General features: G+C 27.5%; 11 protein-coding genes. 1 reads left to right on the forward strand and 10 read right to left on the reverse strand.

All coding sequences use genetic code 11. From position 1 onward, the window contains the following. Positions 1 to 87: 87 nt before the first annotated feature. From NG918_RS05020 to NG918_RS05050, 7 genes are all read right to left on the reverse strand, one after another. Complete coding sequence (locus NG918_RS05020) at positions 88 to 1,431, reverse strand: MATE family efflux transporter (RefSeq protein WP_252215164.1); 1,344 nt, start codon at positions 1,429 to 1,431, stop codon at positions 88 to 90. 252 nt (positions 1,432 to 1,683) lie between these two features. Beyond that, positions 1,684 to 2,358, reverse strand: a complete 675-nt coding sequence (locus NG918_RS05025) for a Crp/Fnr family transcriptional regulator (protein ID WP_252224992.1) — start codon at positions 2,356 to 2,358, stop codon at positions 1,684 to 1,686. Positions 2,359 to 2,448: 90 nt separating this feature from the next. Continuing rightward, a complete protein-coding gene (gene glmS, locus NG918_RS05030) occupies positions 2,449 to 4,275 on the reverse strand; it encodes a glutamine--fructose-6-phosphate transaminase (isomerizing) (protein WP_252215158.1) in 1,827 nt (608 codons plus the stop codon). A gap of 610 nt (positions 4,276 to 4,885) precedes the next feature. Then, entirely contained in the window at positions 4,886 to 5,932 is a 1,047-nt protein-coding gene (locus tag NG918_RS05035; RefSeq protein ID WP_252215156.1) for a transglutaminase domain-containing protein, read from the reverse strand. Positions 5,933 to 6,280: 348 nt separating this feature from the next. After that, on the reverse strand, positions 6,281 to 7,438 hold the full coding sequence (locus NG918_RS05040) for a TolC family protein (protein ID WP_252215154.1): 1,158 nt from the start codon (positions 7,436 to 7,438) through the stop codon (positions 6,281 to 6,283). Positions 7,439 to 7,464: 26 nt separating this feature from the next. Beyond that, the gene (locus tag NG918_RS05045; RefSeq protein WP_252224995.1) at positions 7,465 to 10,671 is read right to left on the reverse strand and encodes an efflux RND transporter permease subunit; all 3,207 of its coding nucleotides are present in this window, start codon (positions 10,669 to 10,671) and stop codon (positions 7,465 to 7,467) included. A 4-nt stretch (positions 10,672 to 10,675) separates the two neighbouring features. Beyond that, positions 10,676 to 11,902: an efflux RND transporter periplasmic adaptor subunit gene (locus NG918_RS05050; RefSeq protein WP_252224998.1), complete on the reverse strand. Its 1,227-nt coding sequence runs from the start codon at positions 11,900 to 11,902 to the stop codon at positions 10,676 to 10,678. A gap of 344 nt (positions 11,903 to 12,246) precedes the next feature. Here NG918_RS05050 and NG918_RS05055 point away from each other — a divergent pair, with 344 nt between their 5' ends. Continuing rightward, the gene (locus NG918_RS05055; protein WP_252215148.1) at positions 12,247 to 12,738 is read left to right on the forward strand and encodes a MarR family winged helix-turn-helix transcriptional regulator; all 492 of its coding nucleotides are present in this window, start codon (positions 12,247 to 12,249) and stop codon (positions 12,736 to 12,738) included. A gap of 41 nt (positions 12,739 to 12,779) precedes the next feature. On the opposite strand, the gene NG918_RS05060 is transcribed toward NG918_RS05055, so the two are convergent. The 3 genes from NG918_RS05060 to NG918_RS05070 form a co-directional block, all read right to left on the reverse strand. Continuing rightward, entirely contained in the window at positions 12,780 to 13,568 is a 789-nt protein-coding gene (locus tag NG918_RS05060; RefSeq protein ID WP_252225002.1) for an endonuclease/exonuclease/phosphatase family protein, read from the reverse strand. 4 nt (positions 13,569 to 13,572) lie between these two features. Then, positions 13,573 to 15,231: a PTS transporter subunit IIBC gene (locus NG918_RS05065; RefSeq protein ID WP_252225005.1), complete on the reverse strand. Its 1,659-nt coding sequence runs from the start codon at positions 15,229 to 15,231 to the stop codon at positions 13,573 to 13,575. 66 nt (positions 15,232 to 15,297) lie between these two features. Then, the gene (locus tag NG918_RS05070; RefSeq protein ID WP_252225008.1) at positions 15,298 to 16,962 is read right to left on the reverse strand and encodes a glycoside hydrolase family 13 protein; all 1,665 of its coding nucleotides are present in this window, start codon (positions 16,960 to 16,962) and stop codon (positions 15,298 to 15,300) included. Positions 16,963 to 17,167 lie beyond the last annotated feature (205 nt).

A 17,167-nucleotide genomic window follows, 5' to 3' on the forward strand; every position in this document is an offset into this window, starting at 1 on the left:
AATTACTCAGTCCATTTTACTTATGTATATATCAACACACTACTAAAACATAGCCAAATATTAAACAAAATTTTAAAATAAAAATTATTAACTTTCTATACTTAATGATAACTGATTGTGTTTATATTTTATAAATAAAGTAATTCCAATGAATAACGTACAAACTTCTGTAACTGGAACTGTCATCCATATTCCTACGCTTCCAAAAACATGTGAAAGAATAAATAACATGCTTAAAACAATAATTAATGCTCTTGATAAAGATATACTAACTGCGAATTTAGGTTTTTCAACTGAATAAAAGAATGCATCAAATAATAAATTTATTCCCATTATAAGATATGCTAGTCCATATATTTTAATTGCTGATGCAGTCACTTTTATAATTTTTGGATCAGTTACAAATAAAGAGCTTAATTGATAAGAGAAAAATATCGATGCAAAAGTAAATATTACTCCAACTCCCATAGCAAACGTAACTCCTAGTTTGAAAAAGTTAAAAGTTCTTTTATATTCATTAGCTCCATAGTTAATACTAACTAAAGGTTGCATTGCTTGAGCATTTCCCATAAAAATTGAGAAAAATATTAGATTTATATTAGCTATAATTCCATAAGCTGATACTCCAATTTCACCTATCTGGCTTAAAATTACTCTGTTAAAAGCAATAGTAACTACCCCTACTGACATTTCGCTAATAAAACTGCTTACTCCATTGGTTACTATTCTTAAAAAATCATTTAATCTTGGTATAAATCTTTTTAACTTAAGTCCTGATTTTTTACTTAATGAATAAGAAAATGTTATTGTAAAACTCACTACTGTTGAAATAGCTGTAGCTATTGCTGCTCCAAACATACCTAAGTGGAATCCAAAAACAAATAATACATCTAATACAATATTAAGTGAACAACAAGCAATAGTTGCTAACATTGATATATGAGGTGCTTTATCATTTCTTGCAAAAACATTCATAAAAATATCTAAAACAAAAAATGGAGCAAAACTCAAAATTGTTAACATATACTGTTTAGTCATTTTAATTGTATTGTCAGTTGCACCAAGGAAATATGCTATTTTATCAATAAATACAATACCTAAAATACAATAAATAATTCCCATAATTAATGCACTGATAAATCCAAAAGTATACATCTTCCTAGCATTTTCATCTTCGTTTTTACCCTTAAAAATAGAATATATAGTTGCAGAACCTGTTGCAAAAAGAAATCCTGTTGCATACATCAATGATATCGTTGGAGTACTTACATTCAAAGCAGCTAGTCCAATGCCACCTAATGCTCTACCAACACACAATGCATCTACAAATACATATCCTGATAGCATAATCATACCAAATATACTTGGTGCTAAGTACTTTAAGTATAATTTACTTTCGCTATCCTTTACTAAATTAAAACTTCTTGCCATTTTTACCATCCTAACTTTTTAATAATATTACTTAAGACCTCAAATATCTTTTTGAGTTTTATCCTTTAGCTAACTAACCATAAAACACCCTCTTAGATAATTTTCTTTATAAAAAAAGTACCTTGGTACAAACTAATGTATCCAACATACTATTTTTTAACATCATTTAATTTATACAGGATACTTAACTTTACGTCCTGTTGATGATAACACATTTAATATAAAAGTTATGTACTTTTAAATACACAAGAATTATATTTTATATAATTCATTGGAGCATTGCTTCAAAAGATTTTTTTCATCTAATATAGTTATATTATTTCTAGATGTTTTAATAATATTTTTTTCACGAAGAAGTTTTAAATATTTAGCTGTGTTAGTTCTATTCATACCAATAATTGCAGATAAATCCTTTTGAGATATTCTAATTACACCATCTTTAAATTCTGATGACATTAAACACGAATATAAAAAATTACATATCTTAACTAGTCCATCATTAAAAAGAATATTTGTAGTATCATACATTAATAAATTAACCATTTTTACAAAGCCTTCTAACATAGTTTCATATAGCTCAGGATTGTCTTTAATAATATTTGCAAAGTTATCTTTCTTGAAAGCTAAAACCTCTACATCACATATTGCTAAAAGTAATACTGAATGCTCAAGGCTACAATCAGATGGATAATAAAAAGGTTGTATGGTTCCCTTACCATGAAAAGAAAAATTCTTTTCATTACCACTTGGATGTAACATAGATAATTTCACTGTGCCAGATACAATATAAAATATTGTATTCATACTATCATCTATATCACATAGATATTCTCCCTTTTTGTAATATTTTACTTCATGTTCCTTGGTACGAAATAATTCTTCATATTTTTTAAAATTATTACTGAAATAATATCGTGGAGTATACATAAACTCATCCCCCTTTACATAAATATAAGACTAGTCATTTTAATTCTATTAAAATGACTAGCCTTATATAACTTTTATAAATTTTAATTATTATTCTACAGTAACAGATTTAGCTAAATTTCTTGGTTTATCTATATCGCAACCTTTAGCTTTAGCTACATAATATGATAATAATTGAAGTGCAGCAACACTCAATACCGGTGCAAACATATCCATAGTTCTTGGAATGTAAATTACTTCATCTAGAACTTCTTCTAATCCTTTAGTTCCTTGATAACAAACTCCAATGACTTTTGCTCCTCTTGCTTTAATTTCTACAATATTACTTACCATTTTTTCTTTTAAAGCTTCTTGAGTTAATAAAGCAATTACATTTGTTCCCTCTTCAATTAAAGCTATAGGACCATGTTTTAATTCTCCACCAGCATATGCTTCAGCATGAATATATGATATTTCTTTAAGTTTAAGTGATCCTTCTAATGCAACTGCATAATCAAGACCTCTACCTAAATAAAATACATCTTTTTCTTCATACATTTTTTCAGCTATTGCTTTTATTTTTTCTCTATCTTCTAAAACTAGTTCTACCTTTTCTGGTAAATCTAATAACTCTTCTTTTAATTTTTCTAATCTATCACTCTTTAATCTTCCTAATATTTTGGCAAATGTCATAGCCATCATATACATTCCGATTATTTGAGTTGTATAAGCCTTAGTAGATGCAACTGAAATTTCAGGTCCTGCTAATGTATATAATACATGATCAGCTTCTCTTGATACTGAACTTCCAACTACATTAGTTAATGCTATTATAGTAGCTCCAATATTTTTACTATTTCTTAAAGCTGCTAATGTATCTGCTGTTTCTCCAGATTGACTTATAACAATAACTAAAGATTTATCAGTTACTAATGGATTTCTATATCTGAATTCAGATGCTATATCAACTTCTACTGGGATTTTTGCAAATGATTCAATTAAGTTTTTACCTACAAGTCCAGCATGATATGCAGTACCACAAGCTACTATAAATACTCTATCTGTATTTTCTAAATCTTCTTTAGTTATTTTTAAATCATCTAAAAGCATACTCTTTTCCATTGAAATTCTTCCAGCCATAGTATCTCTTATAGCTCTTGGTTGTTCATGAATTTCTTTTAACATGAAATCTTCAAATCCACCTTTTTCAGCAGCATCTTCACTCCATGTAACATGGTAGATATCCTTTTGTATTTCTTTTCCATCTGTTGAATAAAGCTTAACTCCATCATTTGAAAGAACAGCTATTTCATGATCTTCTAAAAGATATACATCTCTTGTATAGCTTAATACAGCTGGAATATCTGATGCGATGAATGATTCATCTTTTCCTAATCCTACAATTAAAGGACATTCTTTTCTTACTGCTATTAATTTATCTGGCTCGTCTTTACAAACAACACCTAAAGCATAACTTCCTTCAAGTCTCTTAAGTGTTTTAATTATAGCTTCAAATAAATTTCCTTCATAATAATAATCAATTAAATTAGGAATTACTTCTGTATCTGTTTCTGATTTAAAAGTATATCCTTCTCCTTTAAGCCATGTTCTTAATGTTAAGTAATTTTCAATTATTCCATTTTGAACTACAGCAATTGTTTCTTTACTATTTAAATGTGGATGTGAATTAACATCTGATGGAGCTCCATGTGTTGCCCATCTTGTATGTCCTATTCCCATGTTTCCTTCAACAGGATTTTCCTTTATATTATCTGCTAAATTAGCTAATCTTCCTTTGAATTTTCTTACTTCAATTTCTCCATTATTAACAACAGCTACTCCTGCTGAGTCGTAACCTCTGTATTCTAACTTTGATAATCCATTAATTAAAAATGAAGTAGCTTTCCCACTTCCTAAATATCCAACTATTCCGCACATATTAATCTTCCTTTCTTAATTCATAATATTAAAATTACAACCTCTTTTAGATTCCTCTAATTATAAATTTAAAAATAGGCATAATAATACTCATAAATACAAAATCTAAATTAAGAAGGTTTTAACACCTAACTGGATTTGTACTATAAATTGCTTTATAGCTTTGCCAGTTGTTAACGGTAGTGCAAATACCGTGGGGCACCCGCCGAAGTTTCGATACTCCCCAACCTCGTCAACTTAAAATTAATTTCATTTTAGTTATTTGATATTTACTATTAATTATTCTTAATAATAAACAATAACAAAAAATTATTTTAAGTCCTGGCGCTTTAATCTATATTACTAACTAAATTATCCCTCCAATCAACTGATTTCATGCCTATGGATTTATTTTATCATATAATTTGAGTTTGTCTACAATATAATATATATCTTTTGGCATAAAATTCTACAAAATTTAATACTTTTATTCAAAAAAAACACTTATATTTTTTTCTTGCATAAAAATATAAGTGTTTTTTAAATGTATATTAAGTTTTTACTATATATTTAATTTTTTTATTGATAATTTAATACAAATTACACCAAATTAGACTCATTTTCTGAAATATCAATTTACTAAAGCTCCACTACCATCTAATTTATATTTTCCTATCATTGTATTATAAGCCATTTGTCCATTTGAATAACAATAATACCATGTTCCATTATCTAATATCCAACCAACTTTCATTTTTCCATCATTATCAAAGTAATACCAATTTCCATCGTTTTTAAGCCATCCTCTTGCATCTCTTCCACTAAATCTAAAATAGTGCCAATAGCCTTTTTCACTGTACCAATATCCACCATTATAATAACTCGATACATCCTTCTCATTATCATTATTGTAATCTGTAAAAGTCTTTGGAATATTATAATAGTTATAATATGCAGTTGGATACTTAGACTTATTCCAATAAAATCCATTGTTTATCAAAAAATCATCACTGACAAGTAAATATTTATCTCTAATTATATTATCATTATTAGTTATATCTAAATTGTACCAATTTCCATTGATATTAACTAAATTCCAAGCATGTCCTGTCCCATTCATAGTACCACTAACTATTCTAGATTCTATTCCTAATATCTTAAACATTTTATATGCTGTCATAGCATAACCTTGGCAAATAGTTTCTTTTGTTGTTAATGCAGAATATACATTATCAGACTTTATACTATAATCATATTTGTATATCTTAACCAAATAATTATTTATAGCTATAACTTTATCTATTGTGCTCATATTAGGATCTATTAAATTATTTACTATTCTTTTTAATTCGCTATCTATAAAATCTTCTTGAGATTTAGTTGTTCTATATTGTATTGTAAATTTATTTTTTGCTCCATTAATTTTAATATTATATGAAGACACTGATCTTTCTAAGTAATCCTCACTATCTATTGCACTATCTAATACAGATTGAATATTATCACCAAAATAATTAAGAGTAAATTCTGTTTCCCAATCTTTTAAATTATCATAAATTTCATTTTTTAATTTATTAGAATCATAAAACGTTTCTGATGCATAAACATTTATGTTTGTAGAAGCTATTATAATTATTCCTATTAATATTACTTTTAATGTGTTTTTTAATCGGTTCATTCTACTCCCCCTAAATATTTTACTTAATTAATATAAATTAATTAATTGTTATATTGTATTTTTAAATTCTTAAAATACACTCCTATATCCACGAATTTTTACTATAATATCAAAACATTATTAAAATAGAGTGTATTACTAAGATGTATTCATAATTTATTAGTAATTATACTATATATTTCAACTTAATGAAAATTCCAAATTATACATATCTATTTATCAATACAGGAGGTAATATGAAATTGAACTTATAAACACTAAAAGAGTATAGTATTTATAAGTTCAATTACTCTGTCCACTTTACTTATGCATATATAAATACAAAGCTAAAACATAGCTAAATTTATGTTACATTCCTGAAGAAAGTGTCCAAGGCTTATCTATTTTTTCTTTTAAATCATTGTAACTGTTAATTAAAGAATTATAACTAACTTCTAATTGTTCAGTAGTCAAAAGTTGCTTATAATAATCTTGCTTTGTAGCTAGTCCAAGATCATATTGAAGCTTAGTTATCTTAGTTTTGTTATACAATACATCAAGCTGTGATTTCATTGAAACTATATTACCTTCTAATGTCACAAGTTTTGTATAAGTAGTAAGCAATGTTTGTTTCATTGTTCTCTTTGCATCACTTACCGAATTCATTGCTGTATTTGCATTATATTCACTTTCTATATCTTTTAAAGAAGCCGATATCCAATTATAATAATTAGTTGACCAATTCTTTAACGCATCTTTATATTCAGGTTTAGTATTTCCCTCTTCATCCTTATAATCATTTTCATTTGGAGGTACTGGTTTAGAGCCTGCTGTACTTGAATAGTTATCTTCAACCCAATCAGCTAATTTTTTATTATATCTAAAATAAGTATCGATTCTCTCATCAAGGTAAGAATCTAAAGATTCATCTAATTTTAATTGTTTGAATTTAACATCGTCCTCTAAATCATAATCTTCAACATCTATATCTGTTATTATTTCAAAAACTTTTTTACTATTCTTTAGTTCCTGTTTTTTTGATTTTCTATCAGCTTTAAGTTTTTCTAATTCAGCTTTAGCATTTTGCATTTCAATTGTACTAACTAATCCTATTTTTTTCTTTAGCTCCATGTTTTCATATTCTTTAGTTTTAATGTCTATATCTATCCCTATGTTTTCTAATTCTTTTTCAAGTATTACTATTGAATTATATTTACTAGTTACATCTACAGATATCTGATCTTCTAAAAATTTTCTTTTTTGTTCATTTTGACTCATTTGTATATCATTATATCCATTATCATCCATATCAACATCTTCATAAAAATCATCTTTTTCCTCAAGCATATCCTGTTTTTCTTCATTCAATACTATCTGATAGCTATTATCTATTGCCGAATCTATAGCCTTCTCTAAACTTAATATTGGCTTAGAGGTATTTGCATTTACTGGCATTTGAATTAGCGAGGCTGAAGTTATTAAACCAGCAATAGTTAATGCAACTAATCTTTTTAAACTATTATTCATTATATAATCTCCTCTCTAAAAGCTTATTATTTATTTTCATCGTTATTATTTAGTATTTCTTCAGTTTTTTCTTCTATTTGTTTTAAATTTATATCATAGTTTGCCTCTTCATTATTAGTATCTATTTTTTCTTTATTTCTAAAAGATAAATTATTTACTTTTTTAGTTATTTTATCTTTTAATTTATTAAATTTATTAAAGAATTTCTTTTCTAATTTATCAAATATCATATAAATAGTAGGTATTAATATAAGTGTTACTAATGTAGATACTGAAAGTCCTCCTATTATTACTACTGCAAGAGGTTGCATTGTTTCTCCACCACTACCAAAAGATAATGCAGTTGGTATCATTCCTACAACAGTTGTCATTGTAGTCATAAGAACTGGTCTAAGTCTAGTTGCCGATCCAATAGCAACTACATCTGTTAAATTATCATTTGGTTTAGCCTTTCTAAGTTGTTCAATATAATCTATTAAAATTATACCATTATTAACAACTATACCGACTAATAATATAGAACCGAGCATTCCTACAACATTAAGATTTGCCCTTGTTATTACTAATGCAAAAACAACTCCAACAAATGCAAATGGTATACAAAACATTATAATAAATGGTTTGCTAAATGACTCAAATTGAGCAACCATTACCATATAAACAAGTATTATTGCTATAACCATAGCAAATATCAATCCACTCATTGATTCATTCATCATTTCTGTTGCTCCACCAAAAGAAATACTATAATCTCTTGGTAAATCTAATTCGTTTATAGCATTCATAGCTTGTTTTGATGCAGTACCTATATCTAAATCATCTACTGTTGCTGAAATAGTTATAGTATAATCTCCATCACTTTTAGAAATAGATTTCAAACTATCTTCCATAGTTATCTCTGCAAATACTCCAATTGGAACTTCTTGACCACTTTGAGATAAAATTTTAATTTGTTTTATATCATCTAAACTATCAATACTTGATTCTTGAAATTTTAAATTAACATCAACTTTATAATCATCTATTGTAGCTGTTGTCACAGAATCCCCATTTATTGCTGTACGTAACAAACCAGCTATTCCTGATGTATTTATACCGTATTGTTGAGCTTTATCCTTATCTATTTTAAATTGTGCTTCTTTTGTTGTATCAGCTAAAGACGTTGTTACATTTCTAAATCCATTTAATGAATTTAATTTTACTTCTGCTTGTTTTGCTATTTCTTCTAAAACATCTATATCTGGTCCTTTTAGTTCAAGTGAAACTCCATCTGAACCACCAACCATACTACTACTCATATTAACTTTTACTTCGCAATCAGGCACAGTGGCCATTCTTTCAACAATTTCTTTTTCTATATCCTCTGTAGATTTCTTTCTTTCCTTTTCAGGAACTAACTCTACAGCTATATTAGCACTTGTACCACTACTAGATTTTGATCCTGAAGACAAAGTTGTCATAGTAGTTTTTATTTCCTGAATATCTGCAATTTTATTTTCTGCCATAGATACATAATAGTCACTAGCATTTAATTCAAGACCTTCTGGCAAACTTATAGATATACTTAATTTTCCTTCATCTGTTGATGCCATAAAATCAACACCTATAAATGCTGCTCCAAATATAGACCCAATAAATAATAAAATACTTATAAATACAACTATCTTTTTATGATTTAAAGAGATTTTCAATATACTTCTATATCTTTTACTAATTTTATCAAAAATAGGTGATTGTTTTTCAACAAGTTTTTTAGCATTTTCACCTTTACTTAATTTGGCAAAAATACTAGGAACCAATGTTATTGCTACTATTAAAGATAATGACAATGCATATATAAGTGTCTTCGCTAAAGCACCAAACATTATCTTAGTAAATCCTTCAGTAAATAAAATTGGTAAAAATATAGCTACTGTTGTTAATGTTGATGCTACAATTGCATTTGTTACAGTTTGAGCACCTTTTATAGAACAATCATCAATATCCAATACAGTGTCTCTCCTATATTGAAATATATTTTCTATAATAACCGTTGCATTATCAACAACCATACCTACGGCTATTACAAGTGAACCTAGTGTTACCATATTAAGAGTTTCACCTGTAAAATAAAGTAATGCAATAGCACCTATTATTGATGTAGGAATTGCAATAGCAACAACTAATGATGCCCTCATATTTTTTAAGAAAAGAAAAATTACTAAAAACGCAATAACAGCACTTATAGCAAGATTTTGCATTACACTTTTAATTGAATCATTTATATATTCACTAGAGTCATTAACTACTTCAATTTTATATTCAGGATTTTCTGAATTAAGTTTTTCTACTGTTTTATGAACATCCTTCATAACTTGTACAGTATTTGCATCTTGCTGTTTCTGTATATCTATTACTAAACTATTTTGACCATTATACCTATATATAGCTTGTTTCTCAGCAAATCCATAATCAACATCACAGATCTTATCTAACCTAACAGTTTTTCCACCACTTACTGGTATTTGAACTTGTTTTACATCTTCTAACGAATTTAATTCATCAATACCTCTTAAGACTATTTTATCTTCACCTTGAATTATTGAACCATATGGAAAAGTTTTATTAGTAGCTGATAAAGTATTTTTTATAGTCTGCAAACTAACTCCATAATTTGATAAAATAGCAGGATCAGCAGTTATATTTACTTGTGATTTATCTCCACCATTAATTCCTGCTTCAGTAACTCCAGCTACTGATTCAATTTTAGATTGAATAGTATCTTCTGCATATTTCATTAATGCTTCCGAGCTGTGTCCACCAGAGATAACTAATTGAGATATTGCTTGCGCATTCATATCCATTTTAAGAACAGTAGACTTTGTAACATCATCAGGTAAAGTTGATTGCACAGAATCTACCTTTGATCTTACATCATTCAATATTTCATTTAAATCTGTTCCATATTCAAATTGTGCCACAACCATTGAAACACTTTCTTGAGACATAGAAACAGTCTTTTTAACATTAGATATTGCCGATAATTTTTCTTCAATTTTTTCACTTATTTGTTCATCTATATCTTCAGGACCCGCTCCTGCCCATTGCGTTGTTACCATTACTACTGGTATTTCTATATCCGGCATTAAGTTAGCTGGCATCTTCAAATAGCCTATATAACCAAACATAATAACAACCAAAAATACCATTATTATTGTAAGAGGACGTTTAACTGAAGTTTTAGTTAAATTCATAATCTTAGTCCTCCTTTTCTACAGGAAATACTTTACTTCCATCAGTTATAAGTGTTATTCCTCCAACAACTACTGTATCATCAGAATTAATTCCAGATTTAATTTCAACATCTATTGATGTCTCTATCCCTGTTTCTACTGCTGTTTTTATAGCTCTAGTTTCATCATTTACTATGTATAAATATTTCTTACCATCCTCTTCAAATAAAGCTTTTTTAGGAATAGTTATTATGTTTTCATTCTTTTCTAGACTCAAATTAACTTCTGCTGACATTCCTGCTTTTAAAGCATTTGATGAATTATCTATTAATATTTTTATTTGGTATAAAGAAGTCTGTGAATCCACAACTAAAGGCACATATTCAACTTTACCATTAATAGTTTGTCCATCTATTATAACTTCTACATCTTGCCCTGCTGAAAATTTATTTATATCAGCTTGAGCTACATTTATATTCACTTCTAAGGTATTTGGACTAGAAACAATAAATGCTGGTTGTTGTTGACTAATCATTTCATTTGAATCACAATTTTTAGCTGTAATTACACCATCAACTGGTGATACTAATGTAAGTTTATTTAAATTACTTGCTGCTACATCATATGATACTTTAGCTTGTTCTAATTGCTTCTCTGCTAATTCTTGTAACTCAGGAATATTTTTTTCAGTTGTTGTTGTATATGATTTTTCAGCTATATCTAATTGTTGTTTAGCTTGATTTAAGCTAAGCTCTATTTTTTTATATTGATCTTCACTTATTGCATCTCCTTGATACAATGCAGTATACATATCATAATTTCTTTTTGCTTCATCATATTGTAATTGAGCAAGTTTCACCGAATTTTCTAATTGATTTGTTTGGCTTTCTATACTTCCACTTGTAGTATTATTATAATTTGCTTGTGCTAAATCCAATGCTGCTTTTGCTTGACTAACACTATTATTAACATCATCACCTTTTAAAGTCAAAAGTATATCCCCCTTTTTAACTTCTTGTCCAAGTGACACATATGTTTTTTCTATTGTTCCAGCCATTTCTGTTGTAATAGAGGTTTCAGTTGCTACTTTAGTAGTACCTGTAAATACATTTTTATTTTCTATCTCGCTATTTTTTGATTTTTTAACCGATACCGCTATGGATTTTTCTTGTTCTTTTGGTACATCTTTGTTTCCACATCCAACTAGCCACATCATATTAAATATTAATAATAATGCTAAATATTTTTTCATACTTATTGCCTCCAACCCTTCTAATGTAATATTAAAATTAATCTATATTTTAAATTAATGTTGATATTATAGTCCAAAAGAAAAATGGCATTCTGTCCATAAACTTTGTACTAAAATATCAACATTGTTTTAACTATCTGTCATACTTAAAATATCATTCAGTTGTAAAAAACACCATTAATAGTCAAGTTTTATTAATATTAGTATTAATTGATAAAATATAATTAATTATAAATTTATAATTATTCTAAGTCAATAACTTTTCTATCTTGTATATAAATAGTTATTAGTTTATAATTTATTTTATACTATAACGTATGAACGCATATTAAGGAGTTAAATTAATGCATAAACAAGATTTAGATAAAATTTCCGATTCTTTATTAACTTTTTTATTTTTAGTTAAAAATAATATATTTAGTGAAAATGAGTTTATAAAAAATTTTCCTAAACCACCAAAAGAAGTTGAAGATTATATGAATGAATTTCCTATGCCACCATCTCATACAAAAGTAATTCTATATCTTCATAAATCAAATTCTTCACCAATATCTCAAATAGCTAGTAATTTAGGTATATCTAAATCTAATATGACGCCCATAATAGATAAGCTTATAGAATACGGTCTAGTTAATAGATATCCAGATTCTAAAGATAGAAGAATACTTAGAGTTGAATTAACTGCAAAGGCATTAGATATATTTGAAAAATTCAGAAATGCTGCAAAAGCTAAATTGGCAAGTAAAATTGAAATTTTAGATGATGATGATTTATACGCATTAAGTGATTGTGTATCAAAGCTATACGATATAATGCAAAAAATAGAAAAAAAATAAGACGGATGAAATCATTCGTCTTATTTTTCATTTATTTTAATTTATAAGTTTAGGCTAATTTCAACACCGTAATGATCAGATATTACATCTTTGTTTATTCCATTAAATATTACTTTAGATGTTATAACATCTAACTTTTTATTACTTAAAATCAGATCTAATCTTAATTTATCTTTATTTTCATCCCAACCATCTATTTTCCCTTTGACTGTAATTCCACTATCAGCTTCTTTTGATATATTAAATGTATCAATTAGACCTTTATTAAGTAAATAATCATATCCTTCATTTCTTATAAACGCATTATTATTAAAATCACCCATAAAGAATGTTATATTATTAGAAACATTTTCTTCTAATAATTTTTTCACTTGATGTTTAAATGGCTCTTCTTCATCTTCCCACCATCCTAGATGACAAGAATAAAGATCTATATTTTCATTATTATACTTAAATGTGACTTTTACAATTTTTCTAGTATTCCAATACTCTCTATCTGTTCCTTTACTTATAAAAAATGATTTTTCATTAATTATATTATGTTTAGTAAATATAGCTAAACCTTCTTCATATTTTTCATAACCTATATGGGAAAAATCCCAAAAAAAATTATAATTAGCATTATTTTTAGCTAATTCTTTTTGTAATAATACTGCAAAGTTATCCACTTTTAGATTACCATCAATACTTTTTGCATCAATAGATTGACTTACTTCTTGAAATGCCATTGCATCATAATCTTTTTCCCTTATTATTTTAGCTAAATACTTTATTTTATCTATTTGATTCTCTTCTTGCCAAGAATGACAATTTAAAGTTAATAACTTCACTTTACTACACTCCTAATATATCTTGAATATTTGACTTTAAAACATCAGCTTTTGGTCCATATATTGCTTGTATCCCTTTATCTTTTATTACTAAACCAAGAGCTCCATTTTTCTTCCAATCTTTTTCATCAGAAACTAAAGCTTTGTCTTTTACTGTTACCCTTAAACGAGTCATACAAGCATCAACATCTACAATATTTTCTCTTTCACCTAATAATGAAATTATTTTTACTGCTAATTCATCACCTGATGTATTTGAATTTGATGAGTTTTTTGAAGATTCATCTTCTTCTGAATCTATATAATTTCCTCTTCTTCCTGGAGTAGCAATCTTAAATTTCTTTATTAAGAAATTAAATGTAAAGTAATTTAAGAAGAAGAATGCAATCCCACTAATTACAAAGTTAACTAAATCCATTGATAAACCTGCTCTTACGAACATAGGTACACGAGTTAAAAATTCAACAAATCCGAAAGCTTGTATTCTTACGCTAATAATATCTGCTAAAGCAAATCCTATACCTGTTATAACTGCATATACTCCATAAAGAATTGGTGATACAAACATAAACATAAATTCTATTGGTTCTGTAACCCCTGTTAAAAATACTGCAAGTCCTGCTGATAAAAACATTGATTTATATTTATGCTTCTTATCTTCATCAACATTCTTATACATTGCAAGTGCAACCCCTATTAATGAAGCACTTGAAAGAACTACTTGACCATACTTAAATCTTGCTGGTGTAACTGTTGTTAATAAATTATTATATGAAGACATATCTCCTGCACCTTTTAAATTTATTAAATCTGATATCCATGCAAACCATAATGGATCTTGACCAGCTATAACATGTCCAGCATTAGCTCCAGTAAAAATAGTATAAACCCCACCTAATTCAGTATAGTTTACTGGTATTGTAAGCATATGATGTAATCCAAATGGTAATAGTAAACGTTCTAAACATCCATATACAAATGGTGATAATATTGGGGCTGTGTCTTTAGATGCTGCAAGCCATACACCAAAGGCATTCAATCCTGATTGAGCAAATGGCCATATAATTGAAAGTGCTATTGCCATAACTACTGATCCTACAATTACTACAAAAGGAACAAAACGTTTACCATTGAAGAATGATAATGCATTAGGTAATTTATTAAAGTTATAATACTTGTTATATAATGTGGCTCCTAAAAACCCTGAAATAATTCCAATGAAAACTCCCATATTTAGAGCTGGTGCTCCAAGTATAGATGTAAAATAATCTCCAACTATTAATTGTTTTCCAAAAAGTGATGTTACTGTTGCAGTTTTATCCGCTAACATTGCTGAACTAACTCCAAAAATAGCTCCTGTAATACGGTTAGTAAGTATAAATGCTATTAATGCTGCAAATGCTCCACCTGCACGTTCTTTTGCCCAAGATCCACCAATTGCAACTGCAAATAGAATATGTAAATTACCAATAATACCCCAACCTAAGTCTTCAACAACTCTTGCAATGGTTTGCATTAAAGCTAAATCTCCAGACATTCCTATTAATTTTCCAAGACAAATCATCAATCCTGCTGCTGGCATTACAGCAACAACTACCATAAGCGCTTTACCGAACTTTTGCCAAAATTCAAATGAAAATAGTTTTTCTCTCTTTCCTTCCATTACTCTTCACCTATCCTTATTATAATTATTTTTTCTCAATACCCTTATCCCATAATAGATTCATTACTACATTAATCTATATAATCTACATTCCCATGGTTTTAAATTTATACTACTAATTTCATCATGTTTATCTACTTCGTAATTTGATAAAATTAAGTTTTCAAATTTTAATGTTTCTTTTTCATATTTATATAAATTTTCATTATCTGATAAATTGCATATTATCATATATTTCTTATCACCCAAAATTCTAATATATGAATATATATTTTCATCTTCATCTAAGATAAGTTTATATTCACCATAGCTTAAAGTTTCGCTATTCTTTTTAGTATGTATCATTTTTTTATAGAAATTTAACACTGAATTAGAATCGCTTAACTGTGCTTCAACATTAATTTCTTTGTAATTTGAGTTAATATCTATCCAAGGTTTATTATTTGAAAATCCAGCATTTTCACTATTATCCCATTGCATTGGAGTACGTGAATTATCTCTTGATATTGCCCATATTTCTTTAAGTGCTTCTTCTTCTGAAATCCCTGATTCCACTCTCTCATTAAATATATTTACCGATTTAATATCATTATATTTATTTATGTTTTCAAATTTAACATTGGTCATACCAAGTTCTTGTCCTTGATAAATAAAAGGAGTTCCTTGCTGCATAAAATACATTAAACCTAATGCTTTAGCACATTCTCTTCTATAATTTTTATCGTTTCCCCAAGTTGAAACAACCCTTGGAATATCATGATTTTCTATAAATAATGCATTCCAGCCAACACCATTTAGATTATTTTGCCATTTTGTTAAAGCTTTCTTTAAACCTACAACTGATAATTTAGAATCTGAATCATAATCCCATAAATCAAGATGTTCAAATTGAAATACCATATTAAATTTTCCATCTTCTTCGCCAACCCAAAGTTCTGCTTCTTCAGAATCAACTCCATTAGCTTCACCAACAGTCATAATATCGTAATTTTCAAAAGTCTTATCTGCAAGTTCAGCTAAAAATCTATGTATACCTGGAAAATTCATGTGCTTTTCAAATGAAGATACATATCTTTCATTTCCTTGACTTTTAATGTCTTCGAAAGTTTGATCTTTTTTAATATGACTTATAGCATCAACTCTAAATCCATCAATTCCTTTGTCTAACCACCAATTTACCATTTTATATAGTTCGTTTCTAACATCAGGATTTTCCCAATTTAAATCAGGTTGTCTTTTTGAAAATAGATGTAAGAAATATTCTTCTGTATTTTCATCATATTCCCATGCAGAACCTTTAAATATACTTTCCCAATTGTTAGGTTCAGCACCATCTTTGCCTTCTTTCCAAACATACCAATCTCTTTTAGGACTATCTTTAGATGACTTAGATTCTATAAACCACTTATGTTCATCACTAGTATGATTGATAACTAAATCAATAATTAATTTCATACCTTTTTTATGAACTTCTGTTAATAATTCATCGAAATCACTCATTGTTCCAAAATCTTCCATTATATCTTGATAATCACTTATATCATATCCATTATCATCATTAGGAGACTTGTACATTGGACATATCCAGATTACATCTATTCCTAAGTCTTTTAAATAATCTAACTTAGATATTATTCCTCTTAAATCACCAATTCCATCCCCATTAGAATCTTTAAAGCTTCTAGGATAAATTTGATAACCTATTGCTTCTTTCCACCAATTTTTTTTCATTAATAAATACATTCCTTTCGCAATCGGTTGCATAAAATATAAAAATTAAATGACTCATTTTATATACTAACAAAGCCACTGTTTAATTACATTCTTAGTAACTTAAATTTATCATTTGTATTTAAATCTAGGTATTTTCTTCACTTTTGTATTTTGATTATATCAATTTTTATAACCGATTACAAAAGAATTTTTTTCTTTTTAA

The organism is Clostridium sp. ZBS2, from assembly GCF_023845855.1.
Lineage (GTDB): Bacteria > Bacillota > Clostridia > Clostridiales > Clostridiaceae > Clostridium > Clostridium aquiflavi.

Coding starts and splice junctions, on each gene's coding strand:
- glmS (WP_252215158.1), bottom strand. CDS start 4,275: ATGTGCGGAATAGTTGGATATTTAGGAAGTGGGAAAGCTACTTCATTT.
- NG918_RS05070 (WP_252225008.1), bottom strand. CDS start 16,962: ATGAAAAAAAATTGGTGGAAAGAAGCAATAGGTTATCAAATTTATCCT.
- NG918_RS05035 (WP_252215156.1), bottom strand. CDS start 5,932: ATGAACCGATTAAAAAACACATTAAAAGTAATATTAATAGGAATAATT.
- NG918_RS05050 (WP_252224998.1), bottom strand. CDS start 11,902: ATGAAAAAATATTTAGCATTATTATTAATATTTAATATGATGTGGCTA.
- NG918_RS05045 (WP_252224995.1), bottom strand. CDS start 10,671: ATGAATTTAACTAAAACTTCAGTTAAACGTCCTCTTACAATAATAATG.
- NG918_RS05040 (WP_252215154.1), bottom strand. CDS start 7,438: ATGAATAATAGTTTAAAAAGATTAGTTGCATTAACTATTGCTGGTTTA.
- NG918_RS05055 (WP_252215148.1), top strand. CDS start 12,247: ATGCATAAACAAGATTTAGATAAAATTTCCGATTCTTTATTAACTTTT.
- NG918_RS05020 (WP_252215164.1), bottom strand. CDS start 1,431: ATGGCAAGAAGTTTTAATTTAGTAAAGGATAGCGAAAGTAAATTATAC.
- NG918_RS05065 (WP_252225005.1), bottom strand. CDS start 15,231: ATGGAAGGAAAGAGAGAAAAACTATTTTCATTTGAATTTTGGCAAAAG.
- NG918_RS05025 (WP_252224992.1), bottom strand. CDS start 2,358: ATGTATACTCCACGATATTATTTCAGTAATAATTTTAAAAAATATGAA.